This window comes from Erwinia sp. PME.40.26/001, from assembly GCF_055556675.1.
This window is the reverse complement of the sequence record NZ_JBVHNP010000002.1, coordinates 127,816-151,759: the sequence shown is the minus strand read 5'-3', so window position 1 is coordinate 151,759 and position 23,944 is coordinate 127,816. Positions and strand designations below refer to the sequence as shown.

Here is a 23,944-nt window from a genome sequence, read left to right as displayed (position 1 = left end):
CTAAACCTTGCCTTCATGCACATTCCCTTAGTCATAGCTGAGCTGGAAATCCACCACCGCTGCATAAGCACCGGCCAGCAACGGCGCACGGGTGCGTTCCAGCGTGATGCGGTAGTTCAGCGCGTTTTGCCCCACTGCAAGGGCCAACGGCGCGCCCCGGCTACCGAGGCGGATATCCCCGCCGCGCTCATCACTTATACGCAACGCCAGTCCGGAAGCACCGCGTACCTTCACCAGTTCCGGGTTATCAGCATCCGCCGGTGCGATAAAGCGGACCGACACCGCCGGCTGCTGGGCGCTCCACAGCAGGTTACCGCTGCGCGTATCCCGGTTGGCGGAAGGGCCGCGCAGGCAGTCGCGCAGGTGCAGTTGCACGTTCACCGGCACGCCACGATCTCCAACCTTCGCCAACTGTGCCGTCGCGGTACTGCCCAGCCACACTGCCTGGTACGCGCTCGCCATCTCCAGACGACAGGCGCTTTCGGTCAGTTCGCCGCGCACATGCAGCACGCCATGGGCACCTTCCACCTGCCAGTTGTCTGCCGCGATTGCTGACGGCAGCAGCCATAACATCGCGCAAACGCACAATGACACCATCAACGCCGCTGCGGTAATCACCTGGGCATACAACCATTCATAGCAGTGGTAACCGCCGCCGTTCCATCGCCGGGATGTTGTTCGCATCACTTATCCGCCTTTTGTTTCAATAAAGCTTATTTGCTGCCCGCCACCGCCTGGCAGCTCGCGCCGTTACAGCTAAAAGTCAGCTGCGGGCGGCCGCCGTAGTCGTTGACGTAGGTCAGCACCGGCGCGTTGCCCAGTGCAGACGCAGCAACCTTCAGCGGCGCACTGCCCTTGGGTGCCACCATCAGTGGTTCGAAGCCCGGTGCGCTGGCAGCGCCTTTTTTGCTGCTGGCATCAACCAGAGTGACGTAGTACGGCGTCGGGTTGTTCACCTGGTAGCTGTTGCCCTGCTTGGTCAGGGTCAGTTTTTCCTGCCACGGCGCGCTGGCTTCCGGGTTGGCTACCGCAATCGCCTTCGGCCGGTAGAACAGCTTGATGCGGGTTTGCAACGCCAGTTGCAGTGTATTCGGCTTGTCGCTCTTCGGCGGGATCTCGCGCAGGTTGAAGTAGAACAGCGTTTCGCGATCCTGCGGCAGCTTATTGGCGGCCGGCAGCCCCTGCACCTTCACCTGGCTCTTGGCACCCGGTTCCAGGCGCTGCACCGGCGGCAATACCGTCAGCGGGCTGGTGATCTTTTTGCCGGTGGCGTCTTCGATCCAGCCCTGCGCCAGGTAAGGCAGCTGCTTGTTCTCGTTGCTGATGCTCATGCTCACCGACTTGTCGCCGCCGCTGAAGATCACTCGGGTGCGGTCCAGCGCGATGGCGGCCGTTGCCTGTTGGGCGCACAGCAGGCCCGCCAGGCCGCTGGCAATTAATGTCACTAGATTATTGATTTTCATTGCTCTCTACTCTTTAACAGTGTTTAACGCCTTGTCGTTGGCCACCGGGCCGCAAGGCAGTAACAGATTGGTTAACTGGCCCGGCGACAGCGTCTGCGGCAGGGTGAAGCCGCACTGCTCCGCGCCGCCCCAGCTCACATTCATCGCTTCTCCGGCGTTGATGCCACTCAGGTACACTTCGCCGTTGTCATTGATAATCCCCACCTCCTGCCGCCTGCCGTTGCGCACCGTGGCACCAAACGGTGGGACAGAGCCGTCCGCCAGCCGCACGATCGCCATCGCCTTCTCGCCGGCGATCACCTCAAAACGTCGGTAGCCGATGGCACCTTCGGTCAGGGTGGCCTGCGCCACGCTCTGGCTGACGTCGGCGTTTTCCGGCAACGCATTCAGATCGATTCTGAACTGGTTGCGGTAATAACTGCCGATGTCCACCACTACCGCTTTGCCGAACGCATTTGTCAGCGTCGGCGAGCTGTAACCGCGGATCGGGATCCCCGGCACGCCGTCGGTATCCAGCAGCATACGGGTGCCCCCACTGATGCTGTTGCGGTGCAACGCCGCCCCTTTCAGGGTGGCGGTCGCGCCACCCTGCATCGACAGCCCCAGCGAGCTGTACTGCCCGGCCTGATAGCTGGCGCTGGCGTTCACCTGGCTGAGATCGCCGCTGTGGCTGTAGTAGCCGCTGGCGGTCGCGCCGCTGCGCGCAGTACCGGCACTCACCTGATAGGTATCGCGCTCATTGAGCCGGTCGTAATACCCCACCTGATTGGTGTTATCGTTGCGGTTGTAGCTGCCGCTGTAGCTCAGCGAACCGTTACTGCCCCACGGCAGCGACAGCGACAGGTACATGCCGTCGTCGTTGGTGCCGTTATATTTGTTGCGATAGCCGGTCAGCGACAGGCTGATATTCCGGAAACGCCCCAGATCGAAAGAGCGCGACAGCGTCAGGTTGTAACGGTCATTCGCCGGCCGGTCCCAGTAGGTCTGGTGGTTGTAGTTGAGATAGGCACTCAACCCCAGGTCACGGAACTGCTGGTTAAAGGTGATGGTGTACATCTCCTTGCTGCTGTTGCTTCGCGTACCGTCGCGGCGGGCATCCAGGTATTCGCCCATCGACATATAGTTGCGCTCCGAGAAGCAGTAGCCGGCAAAGGTCACCTGGCTGTCATAGTCGTCAAAGCGCTTGGAATAGCTCAGGCGGTATGAACCGCCGCTCAGGGTGCCCTGTTGCGGCAGGTTGGCGCGCGACTGGGTGACGTCGAACGACAATGCGCCAAACATCATCAGGTCACGCCCCACCCCCAGCGCCAGCGCGTTGTAATCGCCGCCCGCCACGCCGCCGCCGTACAGCGACCAGCCGTTGCTCACGCCCCAGGAAAACTCGCCGGTACCGAACAGCGGTCCGTTACTGTGGTGCTCCCAGTCTTCCGGCCGGCCGGCCGCCACTTTGTAACGCACGGAGCCGGGCCGGGTCAGGTACGGGATGCTGGCGGTGTCCATCTTGAATTCCTGTACGCTGCCGTCCTGCTCTTCCACCCGCACATCCAGCTGACCGCTGACCGCATCGTTGATGTCCTGAATGCGGAACGGCCCCGCCGCCACCTGGGTTTCATACAGCACGCGCCCCTGCTGGCGGATGATGACTTTCGCATTGCTGCGCGCTATCCCCGTCACCTCCGGCGCATAGCCGCGCAGGTTAGGCGGTAACATGTTGTTGTCGGTCACCAGGCTGACGCCGGCAAAGCGGAAACTGTCGAAGATGTCGGAATTTAAATAGTCCTCGCCCATCGTCAGCCTGGCGCCCAGCTTCGGCAGTGCGCGGTAGGCATAGTAACGGCTCCAGTCCCAGCTGGTGCGGGTCGACTCACCGGAACCGCCCTGGCGATCCAGCCGCGATTGCCAGTCGGCCCGCAGCCGCCAGCCCCCCAGATTGCCGCCCACCGTGCCGTTGCCGCTGAGGTTATAACTCTGCGTACCCTGCTTTTGCTGACGCTGGCTTTGCGCATTCAGGTTGTAATCTAACAGCAGGCCGGGAATACCCTCGTCCCAGCGCGACGGCGGGTCCCAGTTTTCAGCGGTATATTCCAGATACGCCTGAGGAATATTCAGGTACAGCGCCGCCGCGCCTAAATCGCCGCGTACTTCCATCCCCTCCAGGCTATGGGGATCAAGACACTGGTTTTGGTGCCACCAGGTCAATTTCGGTAATGCAGATTCTTTTAAACCCAGTTGTTCAACCAACTGCGGCGTAATACAGGCTTCACTGCCTTTGGCATCGTCATCCGGCGGGTAAAACACCACCGGCTGATCGGTTAATGTCTGTTTATTAATGTGCACGGCAAACAGATAATCGCCGGGCATAATAAAGTTGCCGCGAGAAAACTGCTCCAGGTCAATATTGGCGCGATCCGTCACATCCAGTACGTCGGTGTTGAATTCAATATCAGCAGCTACGGCGCAGGCAGCATTCTCCGCCAGAATAAAGGCAATCAACAGCCCCAGGATTCGCGGTCGTATTTTCCCTATACAGCCAAATGACGGAGTAGTTGACATCCGCAGACCCTTATCAATAATTATTTAATTCGCAGTTACCGCGTTCAGACAGCTTTAGTAATAATCCATTTTAAAGCGCACGGTGGAGTAATAACTCCCTGCCTTCATTACCTGATTATTGCCAATCAAGCGCAGGCTATAATTAAACTCCATGGTACCGGGTTGTAATTCATTTTTTGCCATAGGCATACCCGGTGCGGCGACATTCCCCCGCCTATCGGATATTTGCAGGGCAATACCTTTCGCGTTGCCATCAATACCAAATAGTCCGGCGTCTTCTCTGCCGTCAAATGTCACGGAAAAATATCGCCAGTCATCCAGCGCTGGGTTGAATTTCTCCAACGTGCAGTTCACCAGTTTAATATTGAATTCATGCAGCTCACCCTGGCCATCACGAATAATCTGGCTGACAGGTAATGTGGCCAGGGTAATGGTTTGATCAAGGCTTTCGGTATCAATGGCGCAGGCGGAGGCGATAATTCTGCCGTTCACCGTAACCTCACCTCTTCCCTGATTGGCGGAGTGTGCTAAAGAGGAACACAGCAACAGATTAACTAACACCGCACTGTGCAATATCCTTTTGCCATAATGTGGATGCATATCCGTTCCCCACATAACAAGTTAATAAGCAGCATGCGGGTTACCCCGCATGCAATTAACTGTGCGAATTAATCGCCGTGGGCTTACTGGTACGCCAGGGTAAAGTCAGCAACAGAGTTGAATTCGCCCGGGGTGATGGCAGCAGAAGCGCCGTCGCCCTGCAGGTGGGCGCTGAAGCGCAGGGTAGTAAAGCCGTCTTCAATTTTCACCGCTTTGCTGGCTTTGGTCAGCGGTAACAGTTTACCGTCGACGTCGTTGATAGCGATGCTGGCACCACGTGCAGAACCCCTCATTGCCAATAAACCAGGAGCGGTTTCGGACTCGGCGCCGCTGAAGGTGGTGGTCACATCTTTAGCAGTTTCTACATCACAACCTACCAGCTTGATCAGGATGTCCTGCGGTGTAGACTTGCCACCGTTTTTCAGCTGAACAGAAGCGATATCGCCCAGTTTCACGGTCTGATCCAGGCTTTCTGGTTCAATAGAGCATGGTGCATCAATGATTGAACCTTTAAAAGTTACGGTACCACTACCCTGGTTAGCCGCGTTAGCCATAGAAATCGTACCCATAGTCATTACCGCAGCCAGCATGATTTTGTTCAGTTTCATTTGATACTTATCCTTAATAAAAATTTTTCATCCTAAGTTAGGTCATTGAATGCATAAACGAGAAAACTCGATGGCTGGCTGTATATTACTATCAGCACAGCGTTATGCATTTCGTGACGGAACAAAGCTTAGGCCCAAAAACAGCCCTTAGATACTTAATGTTGTTTAACTTAAACAGTCGATATTTTATTCTGAATATTAAAATAAATTAAAAATAAAAACCCAAAAACCACTCCGCAAAAGCCACAGCAAGTACTCATAACTACCTTAAAAAAAATTATTTTTTATTAAAAAAAAATAATTTTTTATTAATGAAATAATATCACCAAGAGATTGACTAATTAGATGCTTATCATCTAAATTCACCATCCTGCACCGCAACAAGACTACTGCTGATAAAAAAAATACAACGGTAACAAATCATTATGAAATACATAATAAATCTAACTTTAGTTTTTGATGTTAACACCAGAACCTTAACGTTAAAGAATGACAAACATCTATCCATTGAGCTATCGAAACCGGCAACCAGATTACTATGCGAGTTAATTAACAATAACAACACCACTCTTATTCGAGAGGATATTATCAGAACGGTATGGATAGATTATGGATTCACTCCATCATCGGCCAGTCTAAGCAATCACATAAGCGAGTTAAGAAAAGCATTTGAAAGCCTGGGTATCAATAAAAAAATAATTATCACTGTACCAAGAACTGGCTTCAAAATGGAGGCAGATATTCTCCCGATCATAAAAAATGAAGAGGGTATCTCAAAGCAAGTAGGGGATGTCATAAAGTCTGGAGTACCGACTCCACCCGTCTTGACGTACACACATGTAAGAGTCAGGTTAAAAAATTTAATTTTTGAAGCAATAAAATACAAAAAAAATATCATTATTTTTGCTTCTGTTTTATTAACAATACTATCAGGGATTACTTTATTTACTTTTAAAAAAAATGAAAACACTCATCTTATAACCACTATAGGTGTGTGTAATATCTATGACTTAAGCAACACAAAGCCACCAACCGACTTAGTTGCTAATGCTAAAAGCATGATGAAAAGTGAAGGTATAGACTGCATACATAGTGCTGCTGATATTTACTATACAGATGCAAGACCTATGAATAATCTCTTTAAGGTAAGATTTATGGCTGTGTGTCGGTATGATGATACTAAAAAATATCAAAACTGTACGAATTACAGAATCGTTAAGTAGGCTAAAATGAAAACAATAACCACTTTAATGTTAATTATTTTTTCTCTATGCGGATTTTTTTACTATCACTATAAAATAAATCAAAATTTTAGATGTGATACGCAGTTGATCTCACATATAGAACAAGATGGTGTAAAAATACATTTAAATACAAACACCAACATTATCTTCACGTTCCATAATGGAGGGACATTATTTTTTACTGGTTCACTTAAAGTGGGTGATCAAGAGTATCTTGTTAGCAGAGCGACATTTATTATAACAAAACAGGCAGAGTTAAGCAGTTTGAATAAAACGACCATTACACGTGAGGAAATCGACAATAATGATACAGTGCCAGAGGGATTGTGGCAGCGGTACATCCTACCGAGGGCGATAGGTACTGCATTTTATACTAAAATGACAAGCGTCAATAGTAATGGCGTATTATTTCAGGGACTTTCCAATCCTTTTTTTGTCTGTGCTCGAGAAGAAAATTAATAACCATATATTTAATTAAATCGCTTACGCTGTTGTAAGCGATTTTTTTACAGCAAGGGGGTGACTCATTTATGGATACATTTCAGAACGCCTGTACTTCATGCGCCAGTATTTAGATCCTTTAGTGGACAACTCAAGATACAAACAGCCACCGTCGGCCATTTTATAGTTTTTTCTTTGGGTTTTGCGGTTTCGACCTGGCGGGCGTTGAGCTTCATTTGGGGGCACATTTTCTATCGGAGTGAAGATGCCCCCAGTGATGCCCGGATTGCAACAGATGTGCCCGGACGAATTTGGAGCAAAAAAAAAGCCTTTCGGCTTTTTTTCAGTAACTTACGGACTGTTACGGACGTTCTCGAACATACTTTTGGTGCCGAAGGCCGGAATCGAACCGGCACATCTTTCGATGGTTGATTTTGAATCAACTGCGTCTACCGATTTCGCCACTTCGGCACTGAAGGGTATGCGGAAAACGTTGTGGATTATACCGTTACCCTCTGCATACGCAACCCCCTTGCGCATGTGGTGTGTCTGAATGCTGAAAAAACACCCGCGTGGCCTCTCAGGTGCCCGTAAATAGTGTCGCTCCTGCGAGTCGTGCTGGCGGCATGCCGGGGTGCGCACCGGTGCGTAACCTGTTCCCCGTTCGGCAAATTTTCCGCCTGTGCAGATAATTCTCATTCCTTGCACCATAATGGCTATGTGACGCCGTGTGGGGGAACTCCCCCGCTATCTGGCAGTCGGAACGTACAGATCCGTCGCGTTGCCAGGCAGGCGGCGTGCGTCACGTCACACTGAATGGGTATATCAATGAAAGCAGCAATGAAATGGGTTCTGGCTTGTTCTGTTACTACCGCGCTGTTCAGCGCCACAGCAGGTGCGGCCAGCTGGCAGGATCAGCTTAACTCTGCCGCCAGCGCGCTGGGTCAGAACGGCAGCAGCACCACCAATACCTCCGGCGCTAACGCCGCGCCAGCCGGGAACTCGCTGGGTGCGCTTGCCGGCCTGCTGAACGGCGGCAGCCAGTCCCTCAGCGCCGGTACCATGACCAATGCGGCGGGCGTGCTGCAGTACTGCGTGCAGAACAATATTGTCGATAATAATGTCTCTTCAGTGAAGGAGCAGCTGCTCGGCAAGCTGGGGCTGGAAGATACGCAGAAACAGCAGGAAACCACCGATTATAAGCAGGGCCTGATGGGGCTGCTGAATACCGGCAACAATCAGCAGGTGAACCTGAAAGCGCTGGGTGATACCCCGATGGGCAAAAAGGTGAAAACCAAAGCCTGCGACCTGGTGCTGAAGCAGGGTAAACAGTTTATCTCATAACGTCTCTCTAAAGGCGGTCAGGCTGTCCCCTTGCCGCCTTCTTCCCCCTGGCCACCGCTGTGTGGCCTTTTTTTTATTGCCGCCCCCCGTTCTTCATTCTTTCTGCACAGTGTTTGCTTATGGTGAGGTTCTGCCGCTCCGGCTTGCCTACAGGAAAATACGATGAAACTCCGGCTACTCACCGCGTTAACCGCTATCCTGCTGACCGGCGTCTCTGCCAGCGCCCAAGCGGACAGCTGCCGTAAAAATATCTTCGATGGCTATGACTGCACCTATGATAACGGCACCACCTCCACCAGCCGCGCCAACATTTTTAACGGGCAGGATGTGACCTACAGCGACGGGCGCACCTCGTCCAGCCGGGCCAATATTTTTGGCGGTCAGGACACGCGCAACAGTGATGGTTCAACCTCGACCAGCCGTGAAAACATCTTTAAGGGCCAGGACACAACCTACAGCGACGGGCGTTCGTCAAGCAGCCGGGAGAACATATTCAAAGGCCAGGATACGCACTACAGTGACGGCACGACCTCAACCAGCCGTGCCAATATTTTTGAGGGTCAGGACACCCAACACTAAGCGTCGGGCAGCCTGTTCATGGATGCTGACCGGAACTCAACGGTAGACCAGCCCACCGTCAATCAGCGGTGCCTGCCCAGTCATATAGTCAGCGTCCGGTCCGGCAAGGAAGGAAACGAACGCCGCCACGTCATCCGGGGTCTCGGCGCGCCCCAGGGCAATCCCGGAAACGTACTTCTCATAGGTTGCGCCCGGCGCTGCGCCCGTCTCTTCCGCCATGCGTTTATCAATCTCCAGCCACATATCGGTACCCACCACGCCGGGGCAGTAAGCATTCACCGTGATGCCGAACGCCGCCAGCTCTTTTGCTGCCGCCTGGGTCAGCGCACGCACGCTGAATTTGGTGGCGGAATAGATCCCCAACAGCGCAAAGCCTTCGTGCCCGGCAATCGACGAGGCATTGATGATTTTGCCCTTCTGCTGACGCGCCTTAAATTTACTGGCCGCCGCCTGAATACCCCACAGCACACCCTGCACGTTGATCTGGAAAATCGTTTCCACTTCCTCACGAGTGACCGACAGCAGGTTATTGGTCTGGCTGATGCCGGCGTTGTTGACCATCACATCAAAACCACCAAGCTGCTTTTCTGCCTGCTCAACGGCAGCAAATACCTGCTCACGCTGGCTGACATCGGCGTTGATGAATGTGGCGCGGCGGCCAAGGGCGATAATCTCTTCCGCTACCCGCCGGATTTTATCGTCATTAACATCCACCAGCGCAATATCGGCCCCATCACGCGCCAGTCTTAATGCAATACCGCGTCCAATCCCCTGGCCCGCCCCGGTGACCAGCGCCACTTTTCCATGAATCGACATCATGTTACCTCGCTGAAATGAGAAATCCGCTTCCAGCATGCGTCCGTTTTTTGCAGGAAAACTGACTCTTTCGTGCCTTTCAATGTATTACTATTGATTGCAATGACATCAGGCATGATTGTCGCTGATCCGCGTGCACAGGCTGCCTGCTATGCTTACTAACCTATTCTCCTGCCTCACAACCAAAGGGATACTGGATGATGACCGAGCCGCTGCTGATCGCTCAGACCACTGAACACCAACTGCACCTGCTGCCCGCCATGGCCAACCGTCACGGGCTGATCACCGGGGCCACCGGCACCGGCAAGACCGTTACGCTGCAAAAGCTGGCGGAAAGCTTCTCCAATATCGGCGTACCGGTGTTTATGGCCGATGTGAAGGGCGATCTGACCGGGATCGCCAAAGCCGGGGCGGAGTCAGAGAAGTTACTCGCGCGGCTGGCGAAAATTGGCGTGACGGACTGGTCACCACAGGGCAATCCGGTGGCGCTGTGGGATATCTTCGGCGAACGCGGCCACCCGGTGCGCGCCACGGTGTCCGACCTCGGGCCGCTGCTGCTGGCGCGCCTGCTGAATCTGAACGACGTACAGAGCGGCGTGTTGCAGATCATCTTCCGTGTGGCCGACGACCAGGGCCTGCTGCTGCTCGACTTTAAGGATCTGCGCGCCGCCACGCAGTATATCGGTGAAAATGCCAAAGCGTTCCAGACCCAGTACGGCAACATCAACAGCGCCTCGGTGGGTGCCATCCAGCGCGGGCTGCTGTCGCTGGAGCAGCAGGGAGCGGAATACTTCTTCGGTGAGCCGATGCTGGATATCCAGGACTGGATGCGCACCGATGAAAACGGCAAAGGGGTGATCAATATTCTGGCATCGGAGAAGCTGTACCAGATGCCGAAGCTGTACGCCACCAGCCTGCTGTGGCTGCTGTCCGAACTGTACGAGCAGCTGCCGGAGGCGGGCGACCTGGAGAAGCCTAAGCTGGTGTTCTTCTTTGATGAGGCGCATCTGCTGTTTGACGATGCCCCGGCGGTGCTGCTGGATAAGATCGAGCAGGTGATCCGCCTGATCCGCTCCAAGGGTGTCGGCGTGTGGTTTGTATCGCAGAACCCCTCGGACGTACCGGATGCGGTGCTGGGCCAGCTGGGCAACCGCGTGCAGCACGCCCTGCGCGCCTTTACCCCGAAAGATCAGAAGGCCGTGAAAGTGGCGGCGCAGACCATGCGTGCCAATCCGGCGTTCGACACCGTGGCGGCCATTCAGGAGCTGGGCACTGGCGAAGCGCTGATCTCCTTCCTGGATGCTAAAGGCAGCCCGTCAGTGGTGCAGCGAGCGATGGTGATTGCACCCGGCTCACGCATGGGCCCGGTGACTGACGATGAGCGTAACGGCCTGATCAACCACTCTGCGCTTTCCGGTAAGTATGAAGAGGCCATTGACCGCGAATCCGCTTACGAACGGCTACAGAAGGGCATGCAGGAAGCCACCGACAACAGCAGCGCGCCACCGGCCAGAGGCGAGACAGTGGCGGTGGATAACGGCATTCTTGGCGGGCTGAAAGATATTCTGTTCGGCACCACCGGGCCACGCGGCGGTAAGCACGACGGCGTGGTACAGAGCGTGGCCAAAAGCGCCGCACGGCAGATCACCAATCAAATCATTCGCGGCATGTTAGGCAGCATTATGGGCGGAAGGAAAAGATAGGACGTTTATGGATAAGGAACGTGAGTTAATCCGGGCGAAGCGCCTGCCGTTACTGTTACTGGCGGCGGCGGCACTGCTGTTTGTCGCCACCATTCTCTGGCCGCTGTACTGGCCGCCCAACCCGTGGATCGCCGGACTGAAGGCGGTGGCGGAAGCCTCAATGGTCGGGGCGCTGGCCGACTGGTTTGCCGTCAGCGCGCTGTTCCGCCGCGTCCCCATTCCGCTTGCGGGGCGTCATACGGCGATTATCCCGCGTAACAAGGACCGTATCGCCGACAACCTGGCCCTGTTCGTGCAGGACAAGTTCCTCAATACGGACTCCCTGCTGGCGCTGATCCGCCGCCATAATCCGGCGCAGATTATCGCCAACTGGCTCAGTCACCCTGATAATGCCGCCCGACTCAGCGGAATGGTGCTGAAAACGGTGCGTGGCTTCCTCGACCTGGCCGACGACCAGCGCATTCAGGGGTTTATGCGCCGCGCCATTCACAAGGCCATCGATAAGGTTGACCTCAGCCAGTCGACGGCGATGATCCTGGAAAGCCTGACCAAAAATAACCGTCATCAGCAGCTGCTGGACGACGCGCTGGCGCAGATCCTGCAGCTGGTGAATAAACCCACCACCCACGAGTTTATCGCCCATCAGGTAGTGAGCTGGCTGAAGCGCGAGCATCCGATGAAAGAGAAGATGCTGCCCAGCGAGTGGCTGGGGGAAAAGAGCGCCGATCTGGCGGCCAGCGCGGTGCAGTCGATCCTCACCGAGATCGAGCATGATGAATCCCACCAGCTGCGCCAGGGCTTTAACCGCGCCGTGCAGCGGCTGATCGCCCGTCTGCGCACTGACCCGGAGATGGCGGTGAAAGCGGAGGAGATCAAGGCGTACCTTAAGCAGGACGAGGCGCTGAACAGTTATATCGGCCAGCTGTGGCACGACCTCAGAACCTGGCTGAAGGAGGATCTGGAACGTCCCGACTCGGTGCTGCACGCCCGGGTTAGCGCCGCCGGGCAGTGGTTTGGCGAAACCCTGATGCAGGACGAACCGCTGCGCAACTCGCTCAATCAGCATATGGAAGAGGCCGCCAGCAGCGTGGCTCCGGAGTTCTCGGCGTTTCTCAGCCGTCATATCAGCGATACGGTGAAAAGCTGGGATGCGAAAGATATGTCGCATCAGGTGGAGCTGAACATCGGCAAGGATTTACAGCGCATCCGTATTAACGGCACGCTGGTCGGTGGGGTGATTGGGTTGATTCTGTATCTGCTGTCGCTGGTGCCGCAGCTGCTGGAAAGGACGCAGGTGCTGTAGAGGATTAGCGGCCAGGGCCAGAGGAACGCCACGGGCGGACCGGAAAAGAAGGTCCGCCCATGCAATGAACCATCGCGACTTTATTACCGCCGTTTCAGCAGCATAAACACGCTGATGGCAAAGAACGCCGCACTCGGCAGCAGCGCCCCCAGAACCGGCGGAATGTTATACACCAGGCTCAGCGGACCGAAAATCTGATCCAGCACGTAGAACAGGAAGCCGAAGCTGATGCCGGTAACCACGCGCATCCCCATTGACACGCTGCGCAGCGGGCCAAAGATAAACGACAGCGCCATCAGCATCATGACTGCCACCGACAGCGGCTGGAAGATCTTGCTCCACATGTTCAGCTCATAGCGGCCGGAAACCTGCCCGCTCTGCTTCAGGTACTTCGCGTAGTTATACAGCCCGGTAATCGAGAGCGCCGTCGGATCCAGCGCCACCACACCCAGCTTGTCCGGGGTCAGGGTAGTTTTCCATTCGCCGGTCAGCGTCTGGCTGCCCTTAATCTGCTGCGGATCGGTCAGGTCAGACTGATCCACCTGCGACAGATCCCACTGTTTTTTATCCGCGTTGTACTGGGCAGAGGCCGCATAGCGCACCGTCTGCAGCCGGCGATCTTTATTAAAGCTGTAAATACTGATGCCCGCCAGCTGGCTGTCGCCACGAATGCGCTCGATAAAAATAAAGTTATCGCCGTCTTTCGCCCACAGCCCGCTCTGCGTAGAGAGCAGTGAACCGCCCACCAGCTGCTGCGCACGGTAGTTACGCGCCATCTGTTCGCCCTGCGGTGCGACGAACTCGCCAATCGCCATGGTCAGCAGCACCAGCGGGATGGCGGTTTTCATCACCGACGCGGCAATCTGCATACGCGTAAAGCCGGAAGCCTGCATCACCACCAGCTCACTGCGCTGGGCCAGCATCCCTAACCCCAGCAGCGCCCCGAGCAGGGCCGCCATCGGGAAGAAGATCTCAATATCTTTCGGCACGCTGAGCACGGTGTACAAACCGGCACCCAGCACGGTGTACTCGCCCTGCCCGGTTTTACGCAGCTGGTCGACAAACTTGATGATGCCGGAGAGCGACACCAGCATAAACAGCGTCGCCATGATGGTGTTAAAAATCGTTTTACCGATATATCTGTCAAGAACGCCAAACATCAGACCGATCCTCCGCGAGTGAAGCGCGCACGCAGCCGGCGCATTGGCACCGTATCCCACGCATTCAGCAGTACGGCCAGGGCCAGATAAGCGAGGTTAACGCCCCACATCCACACGGCCGGGTCGAGTCGGCCTTTGTTGCCGCTGGAACGCAGCGAACTCTGCAACAGGAAAAATATCAGGTAGAGCAGCATGGCAGGCAGCATCGAGAGGACGCGGCCCTGACGCGGGTTGACCACACTGAGTGGCACCACCATCAGCGCCATAATCAGCACCGAGAAGACCAGCGTCAGCCGCCAGTGCAGCTCGCTGCGGAAATCAGGCTTATCCGACGACCACAGCTCGCCGAAGCTCATCTGTTCAGAGTCATTCGGGTCCAGCGTCGCTTCCTGATGGCCGACAATCGCCTGATAGTTTTTAAAATCGGTAATGCGGAAGTCACGCAGCAGCGCGGTACCTTCGAAGCGTGTGCCGTTGTCCAGGGTCACCACTTGTGAACCGTCGCGACGCTGTTCCATATTGCCATGGTCCGCCACGACCACGGAGGGACGGGCGTTGCCTTTTGGCCGCAGCTGCGCGAGGAAAACGTTGCCGAAGGTGTTGCCCTTCACGTTTTCAATAAACAGCACAGACTGCCCATCGCCGGACTGCTGGAACTGGCCTGCTGCCAGCGCAGCCGCGCCCGGGTTCGCCTTGGCGTTCTGCATCACTTCACTTTGATAGCGTGATGACCAGGGGCCCAGCAGGCCCACGTTGACCGCCGCCACCAGCGCAGTGAACAGCATCAGGATCATCGCCGCCTTCACCAGCACGCTTTTGCCCAGACCGCAGGCATGCATCACGGTGATCTCACTCTCGGTGTATAACCGGCCAAGCGTCATCAGAATGGCTAAAAAGAGGCTTAATGGCAGGATCAGCTGCGCCATCTCGGACACGCCAAGGCCAAGTAATGTCAGGACTAAATTTGTTGGAATCTCGCCATCCACCGCGGCTCCCAGTATCCTGACTAACTTCTGGCAAAAGAAGATCAGCAGCAGGATGAACAGGATAGCCAGCTGGCTTTTGAGCATTTCCCGAACCAGATATCTAATAATGATCACGCTGAGTACGCCTGTGAAAACTTGTCTTTTTGCAGGAAAATCGCTAGTTTCATCGCTTATACGCCATTTATTCTCATCAATGGCCCAGGTCATCGTTATACTCGTCAGACTTCAAGTATAAATTTTATGACAACAATCGCGTTCTGGTGATGAAAAAAATAACAATCTTCACCAAAACCCAATCTGACAACGACGTAATGCGCCAGCGCTATACGTTACGGAAGCGGTACATTCTAGCCGCAGCAAGCGCCGTTGTCTTTAAGATTCAGGAGAGTGCATGGAGTTCAGTGTAAAAAGCGGTAGCCCGGAAAAACAACGCAGTGCCTGTATCGTGGTGGGCGTGTTTGAACCGCGCCGGTTGTCACCGATTGCTGAACAGCTGGATAAAATCAGCGATGGATATATCAGCGCCCTGCTGCGCCGTGGTGAACTGGAAGGAAAAGTCGGCCAGACCCTGTTGCTGCATCATGTGCCGAACATTCTCTCTGAGCGTATCCTGCTGATCGGCTGTGGCAAGGAGCGTGAGCTGGATGAGCGTCAGTATAAGCAGGTCATTCAGAAGACGATCAATACGCTCAATGACACCGGATCGATGGAAGCCGTGTGCTTCCTGACCGAGCTGCACGTTAAAGGCCGCAACACTTACTGGAAAGTACGCCAGGCGGTGGAAACGTCGAAAGAGACGCTGTACAGCTTCGATCAGCTTAAAAGCAACAAAGTCGAACCGCGCCGTCCGCTGCGTAAGCTGGTGTTTAATGTACCGACGCGCCGTGAACTCACCAGTGGCGAACGCGCCATTCAGCACGGGCTGGCGGTTGCCGCAGGCGTGAAGGCAGCGAAAGACCTCGGCAATATGCCGCCGAACATCTGCAATGCTGCGTACCTGGCCTCCCAGGCGCGTCAGCTGGCGGATACCTGGGCGAATATCACCACCCGCGTGATCGGCGAACAGCAGATGAAAGAGCTGGGAATGAACGCCTATCTCGCCGTCGGGGCCGGTTCGCAGAATGAATCCCTGATGTCGGTGATTGAGTACAAAGGCAACCCGGATAAAGAAGCGCGTCCCATCGTGCTGGTCGGCAAAGGCGTGACCTTTGATACCGGCGGCATTTCGCTCAAGCCGGGCGAAGCGATGGACGAAATGAAGTACGATATGTGCGGCGCAGCCTCGGTGTATGGCGTAATGCGCATGGTCGCGGAACTGGGGCTGCCGCTGAACGTAGTCGGCGTGCTGGCAGGCTGTGAAAACATGCCGGGCGGCCGCGCTTACCGCCCGGGCGACGTGCTGACCACCATGTCCGGCCAGACCGTTGAGGTGTTAAACACCGATGCGGAAGGTCGCCTGGTGCTGTGCGATGCCCTGACCTACGTTGAGCGTTTCGACCCGGATGTGGTGATTGACGTGGCCACGCTGACCGGGGCCTGCGTGATTGCGCTGGGCCACCATATCAGCGGCCTGCTGTCGAACCACAATCCGCTGGCGCATGAGCTGATTGGCGCTTCCGAGCAGGCGGGCGATCGCGCATGGCGTCTGCCGATGGCCGATGAGTATCAGGAGCAGCTGGACTCCAACTTTGCCGATATGGCAAACATTGGTGGCCGTCCCGGGGGTGCCATCACCGCCGCCTGCTTCCTGGCGCGCTTTACGCGTAAGTACAACTGGGCTCACCTGGATGTGGCAGGCACCGCCTGGCGCTCAGGGAAAGCGAAAGGGGCGACCGGTCGTCCCGTTGCCCTGCTGTCGCAGTTCCTGCTCAACCGTGCGGGTCTGAACGGCGACGATTAACCCGCAGGGCGGCACAGGTCGCCCGGGGTTTCCCGGGGGCGGATCACCGATCCGCCCCTGTCGTTTATTTCAACCAGGCCTGAATGCATGAAAAACGCAACTTTCTATCTGCTGGAAACCGACACCCCGGTTGACGGACTGAGCGCGCTGGAAGCGCTGGTCTGCGATCTGGCTGAGGCCCGCTGGCGTGACGGGAAACGCGTGCTGATAGCCTGTGAGGACGAAGCGCAGGCCATCCGCCTGGATGAGGCCCTGTGGCAGCGTCCGGCGAACGCCTTTGTCCCGCATAATCTGGCCGGTGAAGGCCCGAAATACGGTGCGCCGGTAGAACTGGCCTGGCCGCAGCGTCGCGGCAACGCGCCGCGCGACCTGTTGATCAGCCTGCTGCCGCAGTTTGCAGATTTTGCCACCGCTTTCTATGAAGTGGTAGACTTCGTCCCCTATGAACCATCTTTGAAACAGCTGGCGCGCGACCGCTATAAAGCCTATCGCAGCGTTGGATTCCACTTGAATACGGCAACGCCACCTTTGCCTAAGACATAGCAGACATGGAAAAGACATATAACCCGCAAGATATCGAGCAGCCGCTTTACGAGCACTGGGAACAACAGGGCTACTTTAAGCCGCATGGCGACACGAGCCAGGAAAGCTTCTGCATCATGATCCCGCCGCCGAACGTTACCGGTAGCTTGCACATGGGTCACGCCTTCCAGCAAACCATCATGGACACCATGATCCGCTACCAGCGCATGCAGGGGAAAAATACCCTGTGGCAGGCGGGTACAGACCATGCGGGCATTGCCACGCAGATGGTGGTCGAGCGCAAAATCGCCGCCGAAGAGGGTAAAACCCGTAAAGATTACGGCCGTGATGCCTTTATCGAAAAAATCTGGCAGTGGAAAGCGGAATCCGGCGGCACCATTACCCGCCAGATGCGCCGTCTGGGTAACTCCGTGGACTGGGAGCGCGAGCGCTTCACCATGGACGAAGGCCTGTCCAACGCGGTGAAAGAGGTGTTCGTTCGCCTGCATAAAGAGAATCTGATTTACCGTGGCAAGCGCCTGGTGAACTGGGACCCAAAACTGCGTACCGCCATCTCCGATCTGGAAGTGGAAAACCGCGAGTCGAAAGGCTCCATGTGGCATATCCGCTATCCGCTAGCCGACGGCGCGAAAACTGCTGACGGGAAAGCGTATCTGGTGGTCGCCACCACGCGTCCGGAAACCGTGCTCGGGGATACCGGCGTGGCGGTCAACCCGGAAGATCCGCGCTATAAGGACCTGATCGGCAAGTTCCTCGTGCTGCCGCTGGTCGGTCGCCGTATTCCGATCGTCGGTGACGAACATGCCGACATGGAGAAAGGCACCGGCTGCGTGAAAATCACCCCGGCGCACGACTTCAACGACTACGAAGTGGGCCGTCGCCATAAGCTGCCGATGATCAACATCCTGACCTTCGACGGTGATATCCGTGAAACCGCACAGGTTTACGATACCAACGGCGAAGAGTCGGACGCCTGCGATCCGACCATCCCGGCTGAATTCCAGAAGCTTGAGCGCTTTGCCGCGCGTAAAGCCATAGTGGCTGCGATTGATGCCCTCGGCCTGCTGGATGAGATCAAACCTCACGACCTGACCGTGCCGTACGGCGATCGCGGTGGCGTGGTGATCGAACCGATGCTGACCGACCAGTGGTACGTGCGTACCGCCCCGCTGGCGAAAGTGGCGGTGGAAGCGGTGGAACAGGGTGAGATCCAGTTCGTGCCGAAGCAGTATGAAAACATGTACTTCTCCTGGATGCGCGACATTCAGGACTGGTGTATCTCACGCCAGCTGTGGTGGGGCCACCGCATTCCGGCCTGGTACGATGCCGAAGGCAACGTCTACGTAGCGCGTAACGAAGCCGAAGCGCGTGCGGAAAACAACATTGCAGCCGACGTGGTGCTGACCCAGGACGAAGACGTGCTCGATACCTGGTTCTCTTCCGGGCTGTGGACCTTCTCCACCCTCGGCTGGCCAGAGAATACCGAGGCGCTGCGCACCTTCCACCCGACCAGCGTGCTGGTCAGCGGCTTTGACATTATCTTCTTCTGGATTGCGCGCATGATCATGCTGACCATGCACTTCATCAAAGACGAAGACGGCAAGCCGCAGGTTCCGTTTAAAACCGTTTATATGACCGGCCTGATCCGCGACGATGAAGGGCAGAAAATGTCCAAGTCGAAGGGTAACGTCATCGATCCACTCGACATGGTTGACGGAATTTCGCTGGAAGATCTGCTGGAAAAACGTACCGGTAACATGATGCAGCCGCAGCTGGCGGAGAAAATCCGCAAGCGCACCGAGAAGCAGTTCCCGAACGGTATTGAGCCGCACGGCACCGATGCCCTGCGTTTCACCCTGGCGGCGCTGGCCTCTACCGGCCGCGACATCAACTGGGATATGAAGCGCCTGGAAGGGTACCGCAACTTCTGTAACAAGCTTTGGAACGCCAGCCGCTTTGTGCTGATGAACACCGCTGAACACGACTGCGGCTTCAACGGCGGCGAACTGGAACTGTCGCTGGCGGACCGCTGGATCCTCGCCGAATTTAACGAAACGGTGAAAGCCTACCGGGCAGCGCTGGACAGCTATCGCTTCGATATCGCTGCCAACATCCTGTATGAGTTCACCTGGAACCAGTTCTGCGACTGGTATCTGGAGCTGGCCAAGCCGGTGATGAATGGCGGTTCCGAAGCCCAGCTGCGCGGCACACGTAATACACTGGTGACGGTGCTGGAAGCGTTGCTGCGCCTGGCGCACCCGATTATACCGTTTATTACCGAAACCATCTGGAAGCAGGTTTCAGCCCTGAAAAACATCAGCGACGACACCATCATGCTGCAGCCGATGCCAGAGTTCAGCGAAAGCCGCGTCGATGCGGCGGCGATGACCGATACCGAATGGATGAAGCAGGCTATCGTCGCGGTGCGTAATATCCGCAACGAGATGAATATCTCCCCGGCTAAACCACTGGACGTGATGCTGCGCGGGGCCAGCGCCGATGTGGTTCGTCGCGTGAACGACAACCATAACTTCCTGAAAACCCTGGCGCGCCTGGAAACGCTGGAACTGCTGCCCGCGGGCGAGAAAGGCCCGGTATCCGTCACCAAGCTGGTAGACGGTGCCGAGCTGCTGATCCCGATGGCTGACCTGGTGGATAAAGCTGCCGAGCTGGAGCGTCTGGCGAAGGAAGTATTGAAGCTGGACGTGGAGATGGAAAAAATCACCACCAAGCTGGGTAACGAAGGCTTTGTGGCGCGCGCGCCGGAAGCCGTCGTGGCCAAAGAGCGTGAGCGTCTGGCTGACTTTGAGCAGGCGAAGATCAAGCTGATTGAACAGCAGGCGGTGATCGCCGCGCTGTAAGGGTAACGGGATGGGCTTGCCCGTCCCTGCAGCACCCTTCCCCGCAGGGGCCAGGCATGCCTGGCCCCTTTTTTATGGCGTTATTCTGCCGCCTGAACGGCTTTGATCCTGGCTGGCATATCCGGGTGGGTACTCATCCACTCCGGCAGATCGATATTCCCGCCCTCCTTTTTCGCTGACTGCTCAAGCTGACCGTAGATCTCCGCCATCGCCGCCAGCGAACGCCCCTGGGCTTTCATCTGCGCAATAGCGAAGTCATCCGCCTCGCGCTCCATGCTGCGGGAATACTGCAGCTGGTCGATGAAGGCCGCCGACTGCAGCAACGTATCCCCGATGCCGCTGACGTCCCCGGTCAGCCAGAGGTAGCTCAGCGATACCAGCGAAGAGCGCACCAGCATCCGCATCACGTGACGATGCTGGTGATGGCCCATCTCGTGCAGCATCACCGCCGCGATCGCGTCATCACTTTTGGCCATGCGCACCAGGTCATCACTGACGATCAGCGTACCGTCCGCCAGCATAAAAGCGTTCGCCCCGCCGTCGAAATGCATGATCTTCAGCCGCAGCGGCGTCGGGTCCTCTTTCATCTCCGCAGGGACCGTGTCGCGGAACAGGCGGTTGATGCGCTGCTGCTGTGCAGGCGTCAGCCGTCCGGCGGTGAACCCGGTGTTCTGCAACAGGGTAAAGGTTTGCTGGCCAATCTGCCGCTCAACGTAGGAAGGAATATGCTGCGCCAGCACCTGACTGGTCACCGGCAGGATCACCCAGATCCAGCACGCAATCGCCACCAGCGTGCCCAGCAGGGTCAGCAACACGCCGCGGCGATGCTGCTCCAGCCGGTGCACGAGGCCCGGACGATGACGCTGCTGCCACCACTGGCGAAACGCCCTGTCATCCTCCGGCACAAAGCGGCCGCCGTCCGGGAAGGTCAGAGTCAGCGGGATGGTGCCCAGCGCATCAGACACCGCCACATCCTTCATCATCACCAGCTGCCGGTGGCTGCCCTGCTCCAGCGTCAGATGCTGTTCAGACAATGTGAGACGGGCAGCCTCGCGAGCTGCCCGTCCGGGGTACTGATAAAAACCGTTCAGCTGCAAGTCAGATGCCAACGTTCAGATCGAAAGCGGCAGCCACTTCCTCAGCCACGGCCGTACCGGCACTATCGTTATGCGCCTGCACGTCCAGCAGAGAAATATCCCCTTCCAGCGCCGTACTGTTAGCCATATAGCGTGCCAGACGCACTTCGGCAATCGGCGTGCCCAGACCCAGCGTGAAAATCACGATCAGGGTATTGGTCAGCGTCAGGCCAAGGAACGAACCGGTAGACATAGTTGACTTAAGACGGAGTTTTTCACCAAGTTTAGTCTGGCCGAACACGTAATTACGCTGGGCAGAGACTAAATAAGCAGACGAAACTAAAGCACCGAACAGTAATACCAGGAAGGTCAGGAAGATATTTAACATATTCCCCGCCATCATTGAATTCAGCATCTCAGGATCGGTCATGCCCATGGCGATGGAATAAAAGATCGAAACAAACAACGTACCAATCAACATTCCCGCGACAATCAGGAACGGCAGCATAATCAGGAAGCTGATCAGCACCATTTTGATGAAGCTTTTTTTGCTCAGTTCAGCTTTAAAAGGCAGCGAACCGAAGGACATGTTGTTGATATAGAGATCGTGGTTCAGTGCAGCCACGATGCCCTGCACCGATGCCAGACCAGCCAGGAACGCTACAAAACCCACGATGCCGAGGATCAACGAGACGCTGATACTGCCGGTGTTGATAGCCACCATACCAATCAGCGCCATGACCGCATAGAGAGCGACAATCAGCAGCACCGGACACAGATACATTGTCCAGTAAGCACGGCCCACGCGGCACAGGTAGTTAAACCGCACGCCACGGAAGCTGCTCATCAGCGCGTTATAGCGCCAGCTGCGGATGATAATCCACGGGATCAGCGCACAGAACGCCAGCAGGAAAACCAGAGAAATAGCTGGCATAGCAGAGGACAGGATAAAGAACAGCACCAGTCCCACAAAGACGATAATACGGCCTTTGAGAATATCGACAGGACGGGCATGATAGTCAAAGCGGTCGCCTGCAATTTCAGTGTTACCAAAGAAATAGCGACGGCGACGGACGGTTGCCCAGGCGGAATAAATGCCTAACGTGACCAGGGTCAGTAGTACATTGACCAGCCAGATAGAAAAATACTCACCAGAACGCCCGTGGAACAGCACCGCATGGCGTTGCTGATTCGAGGTATTGTTTTCCATTTGTTTTTCTTCCTGAAAATAGAAATAGTCTTCTGCATTGCAGAAAATAAAAAGCGTAATAAATAGCCGGGCTATTTAAGCATGGCGCCAGAAACCCGACAATAAATAATTATCATTTAGAATGATCCTAAGACCAGTTCGGCTCCCGCGTGTCGCCATTGCATCTGTTCGCCGGCAATGTTATTACACTATCTGCAACCGACCGACCATGAGCGAAATGTATGACAACCGTATTACAGACCTCCCTGCGCGTGCGCCCGATCGTTCCCGCTGACAATCCGCATATTGCTTCAGTGATCCGCGTGGTATCGGCAGAATTTGGCCTGACGGCAGATAAAGGCTATACGGTCTCTGACCCGAACCTTGACCATCTCTACGAGGTCTACAGCGCGGATCGCTGTGCGTTCTGGGTGGTCGAAGTGGAAGGAAAAGTGGTGGGCGGCGGCGGTGTCGCTCCGCTGGCGTGCAGCGATGCAGACATCTGCGAACTGCAGAAAATGTATTTTATGCCGTCGGTACGCGGCCTGGGTCTGGCGCGCCGCCTGGCCATTCAGGCGATGGACTTCGCCCGCGAACAGGGGTTCAAACGCTGCTATCTGGAAACCACCGCCTCGCTGACGCGGGCCATCCGCCTGTATGAACACCTGGGCTTCGTGCATATCAACGGGCCTATGGGGTCAACCGGCCACGTAGACTGCGAAGTCACCATGCTGAAGACGCTGTAATCACTGCGGGCTGAAGGGCCGGGGGGTGAGTTTCCCGGCCCCTTATCTGCGGTACGCCGTCAGGCTAAAACCGGCACGCCGCTGTGGAACCGCAGCTGGCTGTCCGGTTCATTAATCAGACGCGCCTCCGTTTCCCCGATTTTACGCACCCGCGTGCTGATATCGGTCGGTGAGATCCTCGCCGCCAGCGCAAGATAATCCTGATAGTGACGCGCTTCAGAGCGCAGTAGCGAGACATAAAACGCCGCCAGCTCATCATCCAGGTAAGGTGCCAGGCTGGCAAAACGTTCGCAGGATCGCGCCTCGATATAGGCTCCGCAGATCAGTTTATCGACCAGCGTTTGCGGTTCGTAAGTAGCAATCTCGCGCAGCAGCCCTTTTGCATAGCGGCTGGCGGTAATACGCATATAGGGAATGCCCCGCGCCTGCATAATCTCCAGCACCTGGTAAAAGTGGTGCAGCTCCTCTTTAATCAGCAGCACCATCTTATCCACCAGCTCATCGCCATACGGCACTTCTTCGCGGCTGATAATGGTTTTCGACAGGCCTTTATGCTGCTCAAGAAATGCCAGGTCGGCCCGATCGTTATGGACAAAGTTTTCCCAGGGCTTGAGCCAGGCCAGCAAGGCATCGCCACTGGCTTTATCCGCGACATATTTACGGATCAGCCACATAGCGGTCTGCGCGGCTTTCAGTTCGCACACCAGATGGTCGGTCAGGAGAAGAGGCAGATGCTGCGGCTGACGGGCTTCGTCAATCCAGGCTTGCGGCGTACGGCAGTGAAGGAATTCCAGGACAGGGGCAAGCAGGTGTTCGGTGTTCATCAGTC

At 55.9% G+C, this 23,944-nt stretch carries 21 protein-coding genes, 1 tRNA gene and 1 pseudogene; 10 read left to right on the top strand and 13 right to left on the bottom strand.

The genetic code is table 11. The features are described from left to right. Positions 1-27: 27 nt before the first annotated feature. From ACZ3HG_RS08240 to ACZ3HG_RS08220, 5 genes are all read right to left on the bottom strand, one after another. Complete coding sequence (locus ACZ3HG_RS08240) at positions 28-684, bottom strand: fimbrial protein (protein WP_465332655.1); 657 nt, start codon at positions 682-684, stop codon at positions 28-30. 29 nt (positions 685-713) lie between these two features. After that, positions 714-1,463 (bottom strand): fimbria/pilus periplasmic chaperone, encoded by a 750-nt coding sequence (locus ACZ3HG_RS08235; protein WP_465332654.1) that lies wholly within the window; start codon positions 1,461-1,463, stop codon positions 714-716. Between the two features lie 6 nt (positions 1,464-1,469). Then, a complete protein-coding gene (locus tag ACZ3HG_RS08230; protein WP_465332653.1) occupies positions 1,470-4,016 on the bottom strand; it encodes an outer membrane usher protein in 2,547 nt (848 codons plus the stop codon). A gap of 54 nt (positions 4,017-4,070) precedes the next feature. Beyond that, complete coding sequence (locus tag ACZ3HG_RS08225) at positions 4,071-4,616, bottom strand: fimbrial protein (RefSeq protein WP_465332652.1); 546 nt, start codon at positions 4,614-4,616, stop codon at positions 4,071-4,073. 83 nt (positions 4,617-4,699) lie between these two features. Further along, positions 4,700-5,224 carry a fimbrial protein gene (locus ACZ3HG_RS08220; protein WP_465332651.1) on the bottom strand — a complete coding sequence of 175 codons (525 nt, stop codon included), beginning with the start codon at positions 5,222-5,224 and terminating at the stop codon, positions 4,700-4,702. Between the two features lie 425 nt (positions 5,225-5,649). Between ACZ3HG_RS08220 and ACZ3HG_RS08215 the strand changes: the two genes are divergently transcribed. Next, on the top strand, positions 5,650-6,447 hold the full coding sequence (locus ACZ3HG_RS08215; protein ID WP_465332650.1) for a winged helix-turn-helix domain-containing protein: 798 nt from the start codon (positions 5,650-5,652) through the stop codon (positions 6,445-6,447). A 6-nt stretch (positions 6,448-6,453) separates the two neighbouring features. Then, positions 6,454-6,927, top strand: coding sequence for a hypothetical protein (locus tag ACZ3HG_RS08210; RefSeq protein ID WP_465332649.1), 474 nt, complete (start codon positions 6,454-6,456; stop codon positions 6,925-6,927). 87 nt (positions 6,928-7,014) lie between these two features. Here ACZ3HG_RS08210 and ACZ3HG_RS08205 read toward each other — a convergent pair. Then, a pseudogene (locus ACZ3HG_RS08205) lies at positions 7,015-7,145 on the bottom strand (Arm DNA-binding domain-containing protein); the annotation flags it as partial. Between the two features lie 150 nt (positions 7,146-7,295). Further along, positions 7,296-7,380, bottom strand: a tRNA-Leu gene (locus ACZ3HG_RS08200). Between the two features lie 357 nt (positions 7,381-7,737). Here ACZ3HG_RS08200 and ACZ3HG_RS08195 point away from each other — a divergent pair. Next, the gene (locus ACZ3HG_RS08195; RefSeq protein WP_465332648.1) at positions 7,738-8,253 is read left to right on the top strand and encodes a YjjA family protein; all 516 of its coding nucleotides are present in this window, start codon (positions 7,738-7,740) and stop codon (positions 8,251-8,253) included. Positions 8,254-8,415: 162 nt separating this feature from the next. After that, on the top strand, positions 8,416-8,832 hold the full coding sequence (locus ACZ3HG_RS08190; protein WP_191935064.1) for a hypothetical protein: 417 nt from the start codon (positions 8,416-8,418) through the stop codon (positions 8,830-8,832). 36 nt (positions 8,833-8,868) lie between these two features. On the opposite strand, the gene ACZ3HG_RS08185 is transcribed toward ACZ3HG_RS08190, so the two are convergent. Beyond that, positions 8,869-9,648 (bottom strand): acetoin reductase, encoded by a 780-nt coding sequence (locus ACZ3HG_RS08185; protein ID WP_465332793.1) that lies wholly within the window; start codon positions 9,646-9,648, stop codon positions 8,869-8,871. Between the two features lie 200 nt (positions 9,649-9,848). Between ACZ3HG_RS08185 and ACZ3HG_RS08180 the strand changes: the two genes are divergently transcribed. Both ACZ3HG_RS08180 and ACZ3HG_RS08175 read left to right on the top strand, forming a co-directional pair. Further along, positions 9,849-11,351, top strand: a complete 1,503-nt coding sequence (locus ACZ3HG_RS08180; RefSeq protein WP_191935070.1) for a helicase HerA-like C-terminal domain-containing protein — start codon at positions 9,849-9,851, stop codon at positions 11,349-11,351. Between the two features lie 7 nt (positions 11,352-11,358). After that, a complete protein-coding gene (locus ACZ3HG_RS08175) occupies positions 11,359-12,654 on the top strand; it encodes a DUF445 domain-containing protein (RefSeq protein WP_191937075.1) in 1,296 nt (431 codons plus the stop codon). An 83-nt stretch (positions 12,655-12,737) separates the two neighbouring features. On the opposite strand, the gene lptG is transcribed toward ACZ3HG_RS08175, so the two are convergent. Next, on the bottom strand, positions 12,738-13,814 hold the full coding sequence (gene lptG / locus ACZ3HG_RS08170) for an LPS export ABC transporter permease LptG (protein ID WP_191935062.1): 1,077 nt from the start codon (positions 13,812-13,814) through the stop codon (positions 12,738-12,740). Continuing rightward, complete coding sequence (gene lptF / locus ACZ3HG_RS08165) at positions 13,814-14,914, bottom strand: LPS export ABC transporter permease LptF (RefSeq protein ID WP_191935061.1); 1,101 nt, start codon at positions 14,912-14,914, stop codon at positions 13,814-13,816. The genes lptG and lptF overlap by 1 nt, the downstream gene beginning before the upstream one ends. A 277-nt stretch (positions 14,915-15,191) precedes the next feature. On the opposite strand from lptF, the gene pepA reads away from it, so the two are divergent. From pepA to ACZ3HG_RS08150, 3 genes are all read left to right on the top strand, one after another. Further along, the gene (pepA, locus tag ACZ3HG_RS08160) at positions 15,192-16,700 is read left to right on the top strand and encodes a leucyl aminopeptidase (RefSeq protein ID WP_133843979.1); all 1,509 of its coding nucleotides are present in this window, start codon (positions 15,192-15,194) and stop codon (positions 16,698-16,700) included. 87 nt (positions 16,701-16,787) lie between these two features. After that, on the top strand, positions 16,788-17,243 hold the full coding sequence (locus tag ACZ3HG_RS08155) for a DNA polymerase III subunit chi (protein ID WP_062744424.1): 456 nt from the start codon (positions 16,788-16,790) through the stop codon (positions 17,241-17,243). 5 nt (positions 17,244-17,248) lie between these two features. After that, a complete protein-coding gene (locus tag ACZ3HG_RS08150; RefSeq protein WP_191937074.1) occupies positions 17,249-20,104 on the top strand; it encodes a valine--tRNA ligase in 2,856 nt (951 codons plus the stop codon). Positions 20,105-20,184: 80 nt separating this feature from the next. On the opposite strand, the gene ACZ3HG_RS08145 is transcribed toward ACZ3HG_RS08150, so the two are convergent. Both ACZ3HG_RS08145 and ACZ3HG_RS08140 read right to left on the bottom strand, forming a co-directional pair. Then, positions 20,185-21,201: a M48 family metallopeptidase gene (locus ACZ3HG_RS08145; protein WP_465332647.1), complete on the bottom strand. Its 1,017-nt coding sequence runs from the start codon at positions 21,199-21,201 to the stop codon at positions 20,185-20,187. A gap of 1 nt (position 21,202) precedes the next feature. After that, entirely contained in the window at positions 21,203-22,390 is a 1,188-nt protein-coding gene (locus tag ACZ3HG_RS08140; RefSeq protein ID WP_465332646.1) for a YjgN family protein, read from the bottom strand. A 221-nt stretch (positions 22,391-22,611) separates the two neighbouring features. Between ACZ3HG_RS08140 and ACZ3HG_RS08135 the strand changes: the two genes are divergently transcribed. Beyond that, the gene (locus ACZ3HG_RS08135) at positions 22,612-23,115 is read left to right on the top strand and encodes a GNAT family N-acetyltransferase (RefSeq protein ID WP_465332645.1); all 504 of its coding nucleotides are present in this window, start codon (positions 22,612-22,614) and stop codon (positions 23,113-23,115) included. Between the two features lie 59 nt (positions 23,116-23,174). Here the strand turns inward: ACZ3HG_RS08135 and miaE are convergent, their stop codons facing one another. Beyond that, positions 23,175-23,939 carry a tRNA isopentenyl-2-thiomethyl-A-37 hydroxylase MiaE gene (miaE, locus tag ACZ3HG_RS08130; protein ID WP_191937072.1) on the bottom strand — a complete coding sequence of 255 codons (765 nt, stop codon included), beginning with the start codon at positions 23,937-23,939 and terminating at the stop codon, positions 23,175-23,177. Positions 23,940-23,944 lie beyond the last annotated feature (5 nt).